12 protein-coding genes are annotated in these 15,102 nt (G+C 62.3%); 5 read left to right on the forward strand and 7 right to left on the reverse strand.

Annotated elements, in window-relative coordinates; all coding sequences use genetic code 11:
- Positions 1-71: 71 nt before the first annotated feature.
- From AC04SG_RS07055 to sthA, 3 genes are all read right to left on the reverse strand, one after another.
- The gene (locus AC04SG_RS07055; protein ID WP_488550436.1) at positions 72-1,076 is read right to left on the reverse strand and encodes an inorganic phosphate transporter; all 1,005 of its coding nucleotides are present in this window, start codon (positions 1,074-1,076) and stop codon (positions 72-74) included.
- Positions 1,077-1,079: 3 nt separating this feature from the next.
- A complete protein-coding gene (locus tag AC04SG_RS07060; protein ID WP_488550437.1) occupies positions 1,080-1,721 on the reverse strand; it encodes a DUF47 family protein in 642 nt (213 codons plus the stop codon).
- A gap of 151 nt (positions 1,722-1,872) precedes the next feature.
- The gene (sthA, locus tag AC04SG_RS07065; RefSeq protein WP_112563493.1) at positions 1,873-3,261 is read right to left on the reverse strand and encodes a Si-specific NAD(P)(+) transhydrogenase; all 1,389 of its coding nucleotides are present in this window, start codon (positions 3,259-3,261) and stop codon (positions 1,873-1,875) included.
- 201 nt (positions 3,262-3,462) lie between these two features.
- Between sthA and AC04SG_RS07070 the strand changes: the two genes are divergently transcribed.
- From AC04SG_RS07070 to AC04SG_RS07085, 4 genes are all read left to right on the forward strand, one after another.
- Positions 3,463-4,155, forward strand: a complete 693-nt coding sequence (locus AC04SG_RS07070; RefSeq protein WP_488550438.1) for a methyltransferase family protein — start codon at positions 3,463-3,465, stop codon at positions 4,153-4,155.
- Positions 4,156-4,263: 108 nt separating this feature from the next.
- A complete protein-coding gene (locus AC04SG_RS07075) occupies positions 4,264-4,734 on the forward strand; it encodes an RDD family protein (RefSeq protein WP_112563497.1) in 471 nt (156 codons plus the stop codon).
- Positions 4,735-4,873: 139 nt separating this feature from the next.
- A complete protein-coding gene (locus AC04SG_RS07080; protein WP_192253163.1) occupies positions 4,874-5,638 on the forward strand; it encodes an arginyltransferase in 765 nt (254 codons plus the stop codon).
- Positions 5,639-5,769: 131 nt separating this feature from the next.
- The gene (locus tag AC04SG_RS07085; RefSeq protein WP_488550439.1) at positions 5,770-6,666 is read left to right on the forward strand and encodes a DMT family transporter; all 897 of its coding nucleotides are present in this window, start codon (positions 5,770-5,772) and stop codon (positions 6,664-6,666) included.
- Here the strand turns inward: AC04SG_RS07085 and AC04SG_RS07090 are convergent.
- Both AC04SG_RS07090 and parC read right to left on the reverse strand, forming a co-directional pair.
- A complete protein-coding gene (locus AC04SG_RS07090; RefSeq protein WP_488550440.1) occupies positions 6,654-7,868 on the reverse strand; it encodes an AI-2E family transporter in 1,215 nt (404 codons plus the stop codon). The two genes, AC04SG_RS07085 and AC04SG_RS07090, sit on opposite strands and share 13 nt — an antisense overlap.
- 236 nt (positions 7,869-8,104) lie before the next feature.
- The gene (parC, locus tag AC04SG_RS07095; RefSeq protein ID WP_488550441.1) at positions 8,105-10,357 is read right to left on the reverse strand and encodes a DNA topoisomerase IV subunit A; all 2,253 of its coding nucleotides are present in this window, start codon (positions 10,355-10,357) and stop codon (positions 8,105-8,107) included.
- A gap of 403 nt (positions 10,358-10,760) precedes the next feature.
- Here parC and AC04SG_RS07100 point away from each other — a divergent pair, with 403 nt between their 5' ends.
- On the forward strand, positions 10,761-11,951 hold the full coding sequence (locus tag AC04SG_RS07100) for a hypothetical protein (RefSeq protein WP_488550442.1): 1,191 nt from the start codon (positions 10,761-10,763) through the stop codon (positions 11,949-11,951).
- A 109-nt stretch (positions 11,952-12,060) separates the two neighbouring features.
- Here AC04SG_RS07100 and AC04SG_RS07105 read toward each other — a convergent pair whose 3' ends face one another.
- Both AC04SG_RS07105 and aspS read right to left on the reverse strand, forming a co-directional pair.
- On the reverse strand, positions 12,061-13,023 hold the full coding sequence (locus AC04SG_RS07105; RefSeq protein ID WP_488550443.1) for a bifunctional helix-turn-helix transcriptional regulator/GNAT family N-acetyltransferase: 963 nt from the start codon (positions 13,021-13,023) through the stop codon (positions 12,061-12,063).
- Positions 13,024-13,171: 148 nt separating this feature from the next.
- Positions 13,172-14,962: an aspartate--tRNA ligase gene (aspS, locus tag AC04SG_RS07110; protein WP_488550559.1), complete on the reverse strand. Its 1,791-nt coding sequence runs from the start codon at positions 14,960-14,962 to the stop codon at positions 13,172-13,174.
- Positions 14,963-15,102: the final 140 nt, after the last annotated feature.

Below are 15,102 nucleotides of genomic sequence, written 5' to 3' on the forward strand. Positions count from 1 at the left end.
GGCTTAGGCTTTGCGTCAGATCTGTATGGACGCTTCATCGCCCATAATCAGATTTTGGCGCCCGCTCCGCGTCAGCCGCCAAGGCGCGTGAAAAAATAGGTGAGTGCCGAAATTGCCGCCGTGGCCGGCAAGGTGACAATCCACGCGATGACGATGTTGCCGGCAATGCCCCAGCGCACGGCCGAGACGCGGCGGGCAGCGCCGACACCGATGATGGCCCCGGTGATCGTGTGGGTGGTCGACACGGGAACGCCGAGCCAAGTGGCCGCGAACAGAGTGATGGCGCCGCCGGTTTCTGCGCAGAAGCCCTGCATCGGATTCAGTCGGGTGATTTTCGAGCCCATTGTGTGAACGATGCGCCAGCCGCCGAGCAACGTGCCCAGAGCCAGCGCCGACTGACAGGTGAGGACGACCCATAGCGGCACGTAGAAATTGGCGCCGAGCATACCTTGCGAATAGAGCAGTACGGCGATGATGCCCATGGTTTTCTGTGCGTCGTTGCCGCCGTGTCCGAGCGAATAAAGCGAGGCAGAAAAGAACTGCATGACGCGGAAGGTGCTGTCGACGGCAAACGGTGTCTGGCGCACGAACAGCCAGGAAACGACCAGGATCAGGACCAGCGCCAGAACAAAACCGGTCGCCGGCGACACGACGATTGCGGCGACCGTCTTGCCGAGCCCCGTCCAGACGATGGCGCTGACACCGGCCTTCGCAATACCCGCGCCAACCAACCCACCGATCAGCGCATGCGAGCTGCTCGATGGGATGCCAGCAATCCAGGTGACGATGTTCCAGACAATGGCGCCGGCAAGCGCCGAAAAGATCACCGCCGGCGTGACAATGGTGACGTCGACTATGCCTTTTCCCACGGTCTCGGCGACATGGAGGCCGAAGAACATGAAGGCGATGAAATTGAAGAAAGCCGCCCATAGCACCGCATATTGAGGCCTCAGCACGCGGGTGGAGACAATAGTGGCAATGGAGTTGGCGGCGTCATGCAGGCCATTGAGAAAATCGAAAAACAGCGCGACGGCGACAAGGCCGGCCAGCACAGGAAAGGCGATGGTGGCTTCCATCGCCTAAACGTTCTCGATAACGATGCCGCTGATCTCGTTGGCGACGTCCTCGAAGCGGTCGACCACTTTCTCCAGCTGGCCATAAATCTCGCTGCCGATCAGGTAGGCCATCGGATCGCTGCCGCCGTGCCGCTTGAACAGGTCCTTCAACCCTTGCTCATGCAGATCGTCGGCGCGGCTTTCGACGCGCATGACTTCTTCTGCGATGGCGTTGAGGCGCACCGCGTGCGTGCCGACTTTGCTGAGCAGCGGGATCGCTTCGGCAACCAGCCTGGAAGCGGCAACGATGACGCCACCCATTTCCTGCATCAGCGGGTCGAATTCCTTCTTTTCGAACAGCTTCACCGTCTTGACGGTCTTGTGCATCATGTCGATGGCATCATCCATCGACTGAATAAGATCCTTGATGTCGCCGCGATCGAAGGGCGTGATGAAGGAGCGCCGCACCGCCAGCAGGACTTCGGCGGTGATGTGATCGGCCTCGTCCTCGAGATCGATGATTTCCTGGCACCAGCGCTCGATATCCTTGCCCTGGAGAAGCTGCTGCAGCGCCTCGGCGCCACCGACTACGGTACGGGAATGCCGTTCAAACAGATCGAAGAAGCGATCTTCGCGCGGCAGCAGCTTGCGGAACCAGCCCAGCATCTCGATCTCCCGTCGCGCCCGTCCACACCCATCAACTCACATAACGCCCCATCGAGCCACTGAAAACAGTAAGCCGGCTGAAAGATGTGGATGCGGGCGAATCGCAGATGCTGGCGCTGCTCGCCCAGATGGAAGGCTGAGCTGAGGCGCGTTACCCCTGCCCCATCCGGTTCCAGGCATCGAGCCCGGCGATCTTGTAGGCTTCGGCCAGCGTCGGGTAGTTGAAAGTGTTGTTGACGAAGAAGTCGACCGTACCGCCGAGATTGATCACCGCCTGGCCGATATGTATCAGTTCGGTGGCGCCCTCGCCAACGATGTGGGCGCCGAGCAGGCGGCGGGTTTCGACGGAGAACAGCAGCTTCAGGAAGCCGGTGTTGACGCCCATAATATGGCCGCGCGAGGTCTCGCGAAAACGCGCCACGCCGACCTCATAGGCGGCGCCGCTCTCGCGCACCTGTTCCTCCGACTGGCCGACGGTGGAGATTTCCGGCACCGCGTAAATGCCATAGGGGAAGGTTTCCGGCGGCGGCGGCAGCTGCACGCCAAAAGCATGGCAGGCGGCCACCCTGCCCTGCTCCATCGAAGTCGAGGCAAGGCTCGGAAAGCCGATGACGTCCCCGGTGGCATAGATGTTGGGCACGGCGGTCTGGAACGTCTGCGGATCGACCTTGATGCGGCCCCTGGAGTCGGCATCGATGCCGACCACGTCGAGGCCAAGGCTGCCGAGATTGCCGCTGCGGCCGGCGGCATAGAGCACGACCTCGGAGCGGATGGTGCGGCCATCGGCAAGCGTCACTTCGGCATAGTCCGGCTTGGAGACGATTTCCTTGACCGTACTGCCGAGGCGAATGGTCATGCCGCGGTCGCGCATCTGGTGGATGAAGTCGTCGACGATCTCGCGGTCGACGAAATCGAGAATGGTGTTGCGCGGCTCGACCAGCGTCACCGGCACGTCGAGGGCCGAAAAGATGGTGGCATATTCGACGCCGATGACGCCGGCGCCGATGACCGTCAGCGTACGCGGCAGGCGGTCGAGTTCCAGCATCTCGTCGCTGTCGAAGACGCGGACCTTGTCGAAGGGTACGTCGCGCGGCCGGTGCGGCCTGGTGCCGACCGCAATCAGCGCATTGGCGAAGCCGACTTCCGAGTAGTCGCCATTGTCCGCCGTCAGGCTGATCTTGTTGGGGCCGAGGAATTTCGCCGTGGCGCGTGCGCTCTTGACGGCATTGCGCATGAACTGGTGCTGCAGCACCTCGACCTCGTGGTCGAGCGTCTTGTGCAGGCGATCGACCAGATCGCCGATCGAAATATCCTGCTTGACCCGGTAGCCGCGGCCGTAAAAGCCGCGCTCGCGCCAGCCGGAAAGGTTCAGCACCGTCTCGCGCAGCGTCTTCGACGGGATGGTGCCGGTGTGCACCGAGACGCCGCCGAGGCGCCGGCCCCTGTCGACCACCAGCACCGATTTGCCGAGCTTGGCCGATTGCACCGCGGCGCGGCGGCCGGAAGGGCCGCTGCCGATGACCAGCATGTCGTAGTCCATATTTCCCCGTCCCCTCGGCGTCTTGTTGCGCCGCAGCAAGCTAAACTGGGAAGAGTGTCATGTTCAACTGCCCAGACCGCAAACTCGTGCGGTCCGGCGCAACTGTGATGAATCTACCGGCGTAATGTGAGAACTGCTGGAGAAAGCTTAACCCGACGGCAACGCTTGCGTGCAATGGTCCCTCTCGAGGGGATCGCCGGGGTGACTGATTTGAGCATTTTCAAGAGTGAGACACTGCCTGGCGCACAGGCGGGTTTCTGGTCCAGCCTGCGCGGCCGCGAAATCCTCATCGATCTGCGCGAGGGACTGTTCCGTTTCATAGCGCTGGCTGTCGCCGCGCTCTTTGTCTATCGGGGCATGCAGCATCTGGTCGTCGATCCGGCTCGTCTCAACCTGTTGCTGCTCATGATCTCCGACTCGTTGACTTTCATCTGGTTGCTGACGGCCCGGCGACCCTTGGTGCGCGACTGGAACCCCTTCACCGTCTTCATCGCTCTGGCAGCCGGTTTCGGCGCCGGCTTCGTCTCGATGGAGGCCGGCGTTCCCCTCATTCCGCTCTATATCGCGGCGCCGATCCAGTTCATCGGGCTTTGGATTGTCATCTGGGGCAAGGTGTCGCTTGGCCGCTCCTTCGCCATCCTGCCCGCCAATCGCGGCGTCGTGACCGGCGGCGCCTACCGGTTCGTGCGGCATCCAATCTACGCCGGCTATTTGGTCGGGCACATCCTGTTCCTGCTGTCGAGCTTCTCGATCTACAACTTCACCGTCTATGCCATCATCACGCTTTTCCAGATCCACCGCATCCTGCGGGAGGAAGCCATCCTGGCAAGGACACAGGAATACAGCGAGTATATGGACAGGGTCCGCTATCGCCTTGTGCCCGGTATCTTCTAGGAACGGTCAGCCGAACGCCGGAGTGTCCGTTTCTTGAATTCGCCGTCGCCCTCACCATTTGAAAGGGCGCCAGACATTCCAGTTGGGATGCCATGGCGAGGACATGACATGAACGCGCGCGTACTTGACGGCGAAATCATCACCAGCAGGCTCGACGACGTCAGGGCCTATGACGGTGTGCGCACGCGGCGCATCCTCGCCTTCATTATCGACTATTGCATCGTGGCCCTGCTCACCATTCCGTTCGCGATCCTGGTGGCCGTGCTTGGCCTTTTGACCTTCGGTCTTGGCTGGGCGCTGTATTCCATCCTCGTGCCGGCGGTCGCCATTCTCTACATCTGGAACACGCTGGGCGGTCGCAACCAGGCCACTTCGGGCATGAGGATGATGGGCATTCGGCTCGATCGTCTCGACGGCAGTCGGATCGACGGGCTCACCGCTGTTGTCCATTCGGTGCTGTTTTGGGCGAGCACTGTCATCCTGACGCCGCTCGTCCTCCTGGTGACGCTGTTTTCCGATCGCAAGCGCACGCTGCACGACCTGCTGCTTGGCACTGTTGTCAGCCGCAGCGACCGTTGAACCGGCGTTCAACCGACCCCAAGAAGCATTTGTGCACAAATGTGAAGGCGTTCGTTCAACCTTGCCTTCACAATCCTGTTGAATTTTTCGCCGGCGAGGCCAAAGGTAGAGCGATTCGCAGGAGTGTTTCCAAGGTTCGATGACCCAGCATCCGACCCAGTCGCCGCAGTTCTTCCTGACCGCGCCATCGCCGTGCCCGTATCTTGAGGGCCAGTTCGAGCGCAAGGTGTTTACGCATCTGGTCGGCGACAAGGCGCCCGAGATGAACGACCTGTTGACGCAAGGCGGCTTCCGGCGCTCGCAGAACATTGCCTACCGGCCGGCCTGCGAGACCTGCCGCGCCTGCGTGTCGGTGCGCATCCTGGCGCAGGAATTCACCGCCAGCCGCAACATGAAGCGGGTGATCCAGCGCAATTCCGATCTCATCGGCGCCATGCACGACGCGCAGCCGTCAACCGAGCAATATTCGCTCTTTCGCGGCTATCTCGACGCCCGCCACCGTCGCGGCGGCATGTCCGACATGACGGTGCTCGACTACGCCATGATGGTCGAGGACACCCATGTCGACACCAAGGTCATCGAGTACCGGCGCCGCGGCCCCGACACTTTCATCACCGGCAAGGGCCAGGGCGAGCTGATCGCCGTGGCGCTGACCGACAAGATGGCCGACGGCCTGTCGATGGTCTATTCTTACTTCAATCCCGAGTTCGAGGACCGTTCGCTCGGCACCTTCATGATCCTCGACCATATCGCCCGCGCCAGAGCCATGGGCCTGCCCCATGTCTATCTCGGCTACTGGGTCAACGGCTCGCGCAAGATGAACTATAAGATGCGCTTCATGCCGCAGGAGCATCTCGGCCCGAAGGGCTGGGAACGCTACGACCACGAAGCGGTCACGCGCTGATCTTTCTTCTTTCCCAAATCCGGGCCTGAACATTTTCAGCGGGGATGATGCCGGTCTTTTCGCTGTTGGCGGAGAGCGCGCGATTGTGCCGGCCGGTCATCCTGCCTCCCGTCCATTGCGAAAGTCATTGCATGTCATCTCACAACGCTCACACCAAAGGACTTCTGCTCACCGCGCTTGGCGGGTTGATACTGACCGTCGACATTCCGCTGATCCGGCTCGCTCATGGCGAAGCGTGGACGATCCTTTTGCTGCGCACCGGCTGCACCTTCGTGGCGGCGCTGATCGTATGGGCCGTCTGGCGCTCGTTCAGCAAGAATGCGCCGCACCTCATACCCGGCTGGTCGGGGCTGATTGTCGCCGTGATCTACGGGCTCGGCGCGGTCGCCTTCATCACCGGCGTCTACAACACCTCGACCGCCAATCTGGTTTTCATCCTGGCCTTCTCCACCATGTTTTCGGCGCTGCTGTCATGGCTCTTTTTGAACGAGCGGCCGCGACCGCTGACGCTTGCGGCAATGGCGCTGATGATCGTCGGCATCGCCGTCATCGTCGGCGATTCCATCGGCACCGGACACCTGTTCGGCGACGTGATGGCGTTGTGTTCGGCCTTCGCGATTGCCTGTGCCATCACCATCTCGCGCGCCAGCGGCAGGGATATGGGTTTCACCGCATTGACCGGTGTCCTCCTGCCTTTTGCGTTGGCGGTGTTCATGGTCTCCAGGACCGGTTTTCAAGTGGAGGCGCCATGGTGGATCATCCTCAACGGCGCCGTCGTCATGCCGTTCGCCTTCTTCTGCCTCGCTAACGGGCCGAAATACATTTCAGGCCCGGAAGTGGCGATGTTCTATCTCCTGGAAACGGTGCTGGCGCCGGTCTGGGTGTGGATGATCTTTGCCGAGACGCCGTCGCGCAACAGCCTGATCGGCGGCGCCATCCTCATCGTCACGCTGGTCGCGCATTCGCTGTGGCAGTTGCATGAGGGGCGCAAGCGTCGGGCGGCGCTGGCGGTTGCCTATCCGGTCTGACTTTTCTTCGCCGGACCGGCGACAATCTCGATCTGCGGCGGGCCGCCTTCGAGCTCGGCCACGGCCTCGGGAACGGTGTCCTCGGCCAGTTCCACCTCGCGCAGCCATTCGCGCCAGATCGCCACAAGCAGCGCCATCAGCACGGGGCCGATGAACAGGCCGAGGAAGCCCATGGTCTTGACGCCGCCGATCAGTCCGAAAAAGGTCGGCAGGAAAGGCAATTTGATCGGCCCGCCAACCAGTTTCGGGCGCAAGGTCTTGTCGACGATGAAGAGTTCCACCGCGCCCCAGATGAACAGCGCCAGCCCCGCCATCGGCGAGCCGCTGGCGGCGAGGTAGATCGACACCAGGGTAAAGGACAGCGGTGCGCCGCCGGGGATCAGCGCCATCACGCCGGTGAGTGCGCCGAGCGTCACGGGCGACGGCACGCCGGCCAGCCAGTAGGCGACGCCCAGCACCAGCCCCTCGCCGATGGCGATCACGGTCATGCCGGTGACGGTGGACGAGATGGTTGCCGGCACGACCCGCGAAATCCGCTCCCAGCGCGTCGGCAGGATGCGTTCGCCGAGGCGATCGATCTGGGCCGCGAACTGCTCGCCGTCGCGGTAGGCGAAGAACAGGGCGATCATCATGAACAGCAGTGTCAAAAGCAGGCCGAAGGCGCTGCCGCCAGCCGCCAGCACGCCGCGATAGATGCTGCCTATATTGGCGCCGCTGACCAGCTGGATGAGCTCGCCGATGCCGCCGGGGTGGCCGAAATTGTCGACCCACTGTTCGTTCAGCCACTCGCCGATCACCGGCAGCGTCGTGATCCAGCGCGGTGTGACGGCGCCATGCCGGTTAGTCTCGATCGCCCAGCCGACCCATTCGCGGACTTCGTTGATGGCGTAGGTGCCGGCGAGCGCGATCGGCACCACCAGGAAGGTGAGAATGAACAGGATGGCAAAGGTCGCGGCAATCGTGCGGTTGCCGCCGACGCCGGCAAGCAGCCGGCGATAGAGCGGCCAGCTGGCGAAGGCGATGACAAGCGCTGCCAGAACCGGAAACAGAAAGCCGTGGAAGAAATAGACACCGGCGGCGACGATCAGCACCAGCAGCCAGCGCGCCGCCGATAGCGGTGGAATGACGGCGGCTCTCAACGGCGTCGACAGGCCGAACAGGCGCTGCTGACGCTCCGGCTTCTGGATCTTCGCTTCCTTCAAACGCCCATCTCTCCCCGGCCTACCAAGCGTTTATGCACTGTTATAGTGCCGCAATCGTGACGATAGTCCAAATGGTTGGGAATCTCCCCCCTCGAGGGGGAGATGGCCGGCAGGCCAGAGGGGGTCACCTCGCGTGAAGCGCTAGCCTTGTTCGGTCCCAAATAGGAGGTCGCGTCCAGTCGAACCGACCCCCTCTGTCGCCTCCGGCGACATCTCCCCCTCAAGGGGGAGATTAGCTACCCAAATTTCCCCGTCCGCGGGAATCCCTTCGGCACCATCCGTCCGGCCGATGCCCTGGCGCCAATCCACTCCGCCAATTCCTCGCGCGAGCGGGTAAACGTACGGTCGGCCGAATCCTGCCATGACAGGCCGCTCGCCAGCGTGAAGGCTTTCAGGTCGAGCAGGCCGCCATCCTTGTATTTCTGCAGGCGAACGCCCTTGCCGCGGCCCATTTCGGGGATTTCGGACAGCGCAAACACCAACATCTTGCGGTTCTCCCCGACAATGGCGAGGTGATCGCCCGAAACCGGCACGCAGGCCTTGGCCTCGTCGGGCGCCTTGACGTTCATCACCTGCTTGCCCTTGCGGGTGTTGGCGACGACCTCTTCCTCCGGCACGATGAAGCCGTTGGCATCATAGGAAACGAGCAGCAGCTTGCGCTTGGGGTCGTGGACGAAGGCGGTGACGATGTCCTGGTCGTTGTCCATGTCGACGATGATGCGGATCGGTTCGCCATGACCGCGGCCGCCCGGCAGCCGGTCGGCGCCGATCGTGTAGAATTTGCCGCCGGTGGTGAAGACCAGGATCTTGTCGGTGGTCTGGGCATGGAAGGCGAGCTTGAGGCTGTCGCCCTCCTTGAAGGTCAAGGTCGAATGATCGGCCAGATGGCCTTTCATGGCCCGCAGCCAGCCCTTTTCCGAGACCACCACGGTGACCGGCTCGCGCTCGATCATGGCGTGCGCAATGTCGGTCAAATCGTGTTCCGGCGCGTCGGCGAACTGGGTGCGGCGCTTGCCGAGTTCGGTCTCGGGGCCGAACTTGTCGCGGATGCTGGCGACTTCCCACTTGATCGTCGACCATTGCTTGGCATTCGACGCCAGCAGCGCCTCGATCTGCTTCTTCTCGGTGGTGAGGCCGTCGAACTCCTTGCGGATCTCGAACTCTTCCAGCTTGCGCAGAGCGCGCAGCCGCATGTTGAGGATGGCTTCAGCCTGGGTGTCGGTGAGCGACCAGCGGGCCATCATCACCTGCTTGGGCTCGTCCTCCTCGCGGATGATCTTGATCACCTCGTCGATGTTGAGGTAGGCGATCAGGTAGCCGGCGAGGATCTCGAGGCGCCTTTCGATCTCGCCCAGCCGATGCTTCGAGCGGCGGATCAGCACATCGCGCCGGTGCTCCAGCCACTCCTGCAGCACGCCTTTCAGCGACAGCACGTTGGGCACCTTGCCGCGCGACAGCACGTTCATGTTGAGCGGGAACCGGCTTTCGAGCTCGGTCAGTTTGAACAGTGATTCCATCAGGATGCCGGGATCGACCGAACGGCTCTTCGGCACCAGCACGACGCGGATGTCCTCGGCGCTTTCGTCCCTGATATCTTCGAGCAACGGCAATTTGCGCGCGATCAGAAGCTCGGCGATCTTCTCGATCAACCGCGCCTTCTGCACGCCATAGGGGATTTCGGTGACGACGATGCTCCAGGTGCCCCTGCCCTGGTCTTCCTGGCCCCATTTGGCCCGGACGCGGAAACCGCCGCGGCCCGTCTCGTAGGCTTCGAGGATCGAGGCGCGGCTGTCGACGATGATGCCTCCGGTCGGGAAATCCGGACCCTGGACGAAGTCCATCAGCTTCGCCACCGGCGCGCTCGGATCCTCGACCAGGTGCAGGGCCGCATCGCAAAGCTCGGCGGCATTGTGCGGCGGGATCGAGGTGGCCATGCCGACCGCAATGCCGGACGAGCCATTGGCGAGCAGGTTCGGAAAGGCGCCGGGCAGCACGACCGGCTCCTCGTCCTCCTCATTGTAGGTCGGCCGATAGTCGACCGCGTCCTCAGTGATGCCGGAAAGTAGTTCCGTCGCCACGTCGGTCATGCGCGCTTCGGTGTAGCGCATGGCGGCGGCGTTATCGCCGTCGATATTGCCGAAATTGCCCTGCCCGTCGACCAGCGGATAGCGCATGGAAAAGTCCTGCGCCAGGCGCACCAGCGCGTCGTAGATCGACTGGTCGCCATGCGGGTGGAACTTGCCCATCACCTCGCCGACGATGCGGGCGCATTTGGCAAAGCCCTGGTCGGGGTTGAGCCTGAGCAGCCGCATGGCGTGCATGATGCGGCGATGCACGGGCTTCAGCCCGTCGCGCACATCCGGCAGCGCCCGGTGCATGATGGTCGACAGCGCATAGGCGAGATAACGCTCTTCCAGCGCCTTCTTCAGATCGACCGGTTCGATATGGTCACCGCCGCCATCTTCAGGCGGCAAAAGCCTTTTTCCCATGCGGGTGGACTAGCCGAGCGGATGATTCGCGGCAAGGCGGAGCTGCGGAAATCCGCAATTTGCGGCCTCCGGCTGTGAAGGGCGGCTCAGTATCCGACGACGGATGTGACGGACTTCATGTTCCAGCTTGCCGTCCCTGTGCAACAGCACCGGTAGCAGTGCTGTTGCCAACCAACATCAATCTGTTACACGCCCTCTCTAAGGCAGGAGACGGTATTCAGGGGAGCCCGACCTTCATGACATATTCACCGCATCGAGCGAAGGCTCCCGCTCCGGTTTGCCTTTCGCCGTGATTTTCGACAAATCTGCGGGAAAGCGCCTTTTTCCCGTCCAGTTCGTCACGGAATGGTGATGGCGCAGAACTCAAGAAAACACTTTTCAGGACTCTCTCAGGGAACCCGCGATGACAATCCAACGCTCGACACTCAAGAAACTCGCTTTTTCGACCTTCTTGCTGACTCTGCCGCTCAATGCCGCCTTTGCGCAGGACGCGGCGGTTGCCGACCGGCTGAAGGCCGCACTTGCCGTCCAGGGCGTCGATATCACCTGGACCGGGGTTACCGGCGACAATTCCAGCATGGTGCTGCAGGGCGTGTCGGTCAAACCGGCGGCCGAAAAGGAAGCGCTGCCGATCGGCGACGTCAAGCTTGAAGGCGTGACCGAGGCCAATGGCGGATTCGATATCGCGACCATCTCGACTTCGGCCTTCGAGCACAGCAAGGACGGTGTGACGCTTAACCTCACCCCCTTCGTCATTCATGACGCGAACATCCCGGCCGAGGGCGCTACGGGCCCGCTCGGCTCGATGATGATCTACAAGTCGGCCGAACTCGAAAACCTGACGGTCAAGGTTGCCGACAAGACCGCCTTCTCGGTGGATGGCGTTGCTGTCCAGATCACGCCCCCGGCCGACGGCAAGGCGATGGAATTTTCCGCCACCACGGAAAAGTTCAACGCCGACCTGACCCTGGTTGACGATGCAAAGTCCAAGGAAGCAATCAACGCCTTGGGCTACCAGAACATATCGGGCAACATCGAAATCGGCGGCACCTGGCAGCCGAGCGACGGCAAGATGGACCTGTCGAAATACGACATCTCGGTCGAGAATGCCGGCACGCTCGGCATGACCTTCGGCCTCGGCGGCTACACGGTCGACTTCGTCAAGTCGATGCAGGAGATGCAGAAGAAGATGGCGGCGCAGCCCGAAGGGGCCGACAACTCGGCGCAAGGCATGGCGTTGCTCGGCCTGTTGCAGCAGCTTTCCTTCAACGGCGCCTCGGTCCGCTTCGACGACGATTCGCTGACCGGCAAGGTGCTTGAGTATGTCGGCAAGCAGCAGGGCATGTCGGGCAAGGACATCGCCAACCAGGCCAAGGCGATCGTGCCGTTCGGCATGGCGCAGCTCAACAATCCCGAATTGACAGCCGAAGTGACGGCCGCGGTGAGCAAATACCTCGACGACCCGAAGAGCCTGGAGATTTCGGCCGAGCCGCCGGCAGCGGTGCCGTTCGCGCTGATCATGGCGGGTGCGATGTCCAACCCGCTCGACCTGCCGAAGACGCTCGGGGTCCATGTGACGGCCAACGAAGACTGATCGAGCGAAACGCTCAAACAAAAGGCCCGGCAGCGATGCCGGGCTTTTGACCTGCTGTCGCGAAAATCGATTGCGCCCGCCGTAGCAGTCTCGATGAACGCGAAACGCTTTAGTTCGCCTTCGGCCAGCCCTTCCAGACCATATATACGTTCGCCCGCTGGTAGTGTGTATCGGCCCGTGCCGCCGGCTGATGCTCGAAACCCGCGCTTTCGTACATGCGGATCGCCGGAGCAAGCTTGGTGTTGGTTTCGAGGAACAGCGTAGCGCGACCCAGCTGCTCGAATGCGCGGATCGCATGCTCAAGCAGCAGCCGCCCGATCCCCAGCCCTCGCGCCGCGGGATCGACGCCCATCTTGGTGAGTTCGACCTCATTTTCGCCAACCGGCAACAGCGCACAGGTGCCCACAACCTCCTCACCATGCAACGCAAAGTAGATCCTGCCACCATGTCCCAGGATGTGCTTCTCAGGCGCGGAGAGCACAGCGTGGTCGCCTTCTTCTATGTAGAAGTGCCGGCTTAGCCACTCCGCATTCAGCCTGTAGAAGTGGTCCCGCAGCGACGGCTCAAACGGCACGATCTCGATTGCTTCGGCACCGAGCCTGCGCGCCCGCTCAGCGACGGCCACGGCCATTGTTCCGTCGAGCATTCGCTCCAGCCCTCCGACGGCCGCCATCAAGTCGATCCCGTCTGCCTGACAACGCGCGTCCAACTCGTCCCGCAGGGCGCGCCACAAAGGTTTGGCCTTGCGCAGCGCAACCTCCGCCTTTTGCGTAAGCGCCAACTCGCGCACCCGGCGGTCGTCCCTGCCTGGTACTGCGGTCAGCCAATCGTCCTTCGTTAGCCGAGAGGCCAGTTGACTGATCGACGAGTGCGTGAGCCCCGCCGCCTTGGCCAATTCACCGACCGACTGCGGCCCTCGGTCGTGGATAGTCCTAAGCACCGGGAACCACCTGGCCTCGAGACCGATTCCATGGGTGGCGTAGACCTCATCGGCCACCGCGTAGAGTTGCTCGCTCACTGCCCGGAGCCTGCTCCCGAGCGCCAGAACACCTACCTCCGCCAGATACGTCATTTGCCATCTCCGTTGGCATTTACGTAATTCCTAACATATTTGATTGCAGTCGAATTGGCAATGAACAACGGCTAAGCCGGATAGGTCGACGGAATGCCCGTCTCGAAGATCGATTCATCGAGAAGAAAGAAAGGCTTGGCTGTGAGTCCTAGCCTTCCTTCTTCACCGCCGCGACACGCAGCGACAGTTCGCGCAGCTGCTGCGGACTGGCTTCCGAAGGTGCGCTCATCAACAGGTCGTAGGCCTGCTGGTTCATCGGGAACATGGTGATCTCGCGCAGGTTCTTGGCGCCCACCAGAAGCATGACGACACGGTCGACGCCGGCCGCCATGCCGCCATGCGGCGGCGCGCCATACTGGAAGGCGCGGTAGAGGCCACCAAAACGCTCCTCGACCGTGGCGCGATCCAGCCCGACCGTCTCGAACGCCTTGACCATGGTTTCGGGCAGATGGTTGCGGATACCGCCCGAGGCGATCTCGAAACCGTTGCAGACCATGTCGTACTGGAAGGCCTTGATGCCGAGCAGGTCGTCGCCACCGAGCGCCTCGATACCGCCCTGCGGCATCGAGAACGGGTTGTGGGCGAAATCGATCTTCTTTTCCTCCTCGTTCCATTCAAAGAACGGGAAGTCGACGATCCAGCAGAGTTCGAAGCGCTCGCGGTCGACGAGGTTCAGCTCCTCGCCGGCGCGCGTGCGCGCGGCACCCGCGAAGGTGACGAACTTCTTCGGATCGCCGGCGACGAAGAAGGCGGCGTCGCCATCGGCAAGGCCAAGCTGCTGACGGATCGCCTCGGTGCGCTCCTCGCCAATGTTCTTGGCCAGTGGACCGGCGCCTTCGAGCTTGTCGCCTTCCTTGCGCCAGAAGATGTAACCCAGCCCCGGCTGGCCCTCACCTTGCGCCCAGGAGTTCATGCGGTCGCAAAAGGCGCGGCTGCCGCCGGTCTTTGCCGGAATGCCCCACACTTCGGCCTTTGGATCGTTGGCCAGGATGTTGGCGAACACCTTGAAGCCGGAATCGCGAAAATGATCGGAGACGGCCTGCATCTCGATCGGGTTGCGCAGGTCCGGCTTGTCGGAACCGTATTTGCGCATCGCGACCTCATAGGGAATGCGCTGGAATTTCTGCGTTACCGGCTTGCCGTTGGCGAAGGTCTCGAAGACGCCCCGCATTACCGGCTCCATGGTCGACAGCACGTCGTCCTGCTCGACGAAGCTCATTTCGAGGTCGAGCTGGTAGAATTCGCCGGGTAGCCGGTCGGCGCGCGGATCCTCGTCGCGGAAACAGGGCGCGATCTGGAAATAGCGGTCGAAGCCGGAGACCATGATCAGCTGCTTGTACTGCTGCGGCGCCTGCGGCAGCGCGTAGAAGGTGCCGGGATGGATGCGCGACGGCACCAGGAAGTCGCGCGCGCCTTCCGGCGACGAGGCCGTCAGGATCGGCGTCGAGAATTCGGTGAAGCCGACATCGGTCATGCGCTTGCGCATCTCGGCGATGATCTTGGTGCGCGCCACGATGTTCCTGTGCAGCGTCTCGCGGCGCAGGTCGAGGAAGCGGTATTTCAGGCGGATATCCTCGGGATAGTCCGGCTCGCCGAACACCGGCAGCGGCAATTCCTTGGCCGCCGACAGCACTTCGATCTCGCGGGCAAAAATTTCGATCTCGCCGGTCGGCAGGTTGGCATTTGTGGTGTCCGGCAGGCGCGCCTTGACCTCGCCGTCGACACGGATCACCCATTCACCGCGCACCGTCTCGGCGACCTTGAAGGCGGGCGAATCCGGATCGGCGACAATCTGGGTCAGGCCGTAATGGTCACGCAGATCGATAAACAGCAGGCCGCCATGGTCGCGCACGCGATGCACCCAGCCCGACAGGCGAACCGAAGAGCCGACGTCGCTCTCTCTCAACTGGGCACAGGTGTGGCTGCGGTAACGATGCATTGTCATGGGTAAAGTCCGGATGTTGCGGGCCGAAGCCGGCCTCAAAAATTTGCGCGAAAAGCGCATGGGAGGTCTGATTTGTCAAGGCAAGCCGGCCTCGGCTGGTATCTTGGTCGTCTTTCGGCTTTCCCCCTCACAGG

Source organism: Mesorhizobium sp. CNPSo 4684 (assembly GCF_057784315.1).

Coding starts and splice junctions, on each gene's coding strand:
- AC04SG_RS07085 (WP_488550439.1), top strand. CDS start 5,770: ATGTCATCTCACAACGCTCACACCAAAGGACTTCTGCTCACCGCGCTT.
- sthA (WP_112563493.1), bottom strand. CDS start 3,261: ATGGACTACGACATGCTGGTCATCGGCAGCGGCCCTTCCGGCCGCCGC.
- AC04SG_RS07055 (WP_488550436.1), bottom strand. CDS start 1,076: ATGGAAGCCACCATCGCCTTTCCTGTGCTGGCCGGCCTTGTCGCCGTC.
- parC (WP_488550441.1), bottom strand. CDS start 10,357: ATGGGAAAAAGGCTTTTGCCGCCTGAAGATGGCGGCGGTGACCATATC.
- AC04SG_RS07075 (WP_112563497.1), top strand. CDS start 4,264: ATGAACGCGCGCGTACTTGACGGCGAAATCATCACCAGCAGGCTCGAC.
- aspS (WP_488550559.1), bottom strand. CDS start 14,962: ATGCATCGTTACCGCAGCCACACCTGTGCCCAGTTGAGAGAGAGCGAC.
- AC04SG_RS07105 (WP_488550443.1), bottom strand. CDS start 13,023: ATGACGTATCTGGCGGAGGTAGGTGTTCTGGCGCTCGGGAGCAGGCTC.
- AC04SG_RS07060 (WP_488550437.1), bottom strand. CDS start 1,721: ATGCTGGGCTGGTTCCGCAAGCTGCTGCCGCGCGAAGATCGCTTCTTC.
- AC04SG_RS07100 (WP_488550442.1), top strand. CDS start 10,761: ATGACAATCCAACGCTCGACACTCAAGAAACTCGCTTTTTCGACCTTC.
- AC04SG_RS07080 (WP_192253163.1), top strand. CDS start 4,874: ATGACCCAGCATCCGACCCAGTCGCCGCAGTTCTTCCTGACCGCGCCA.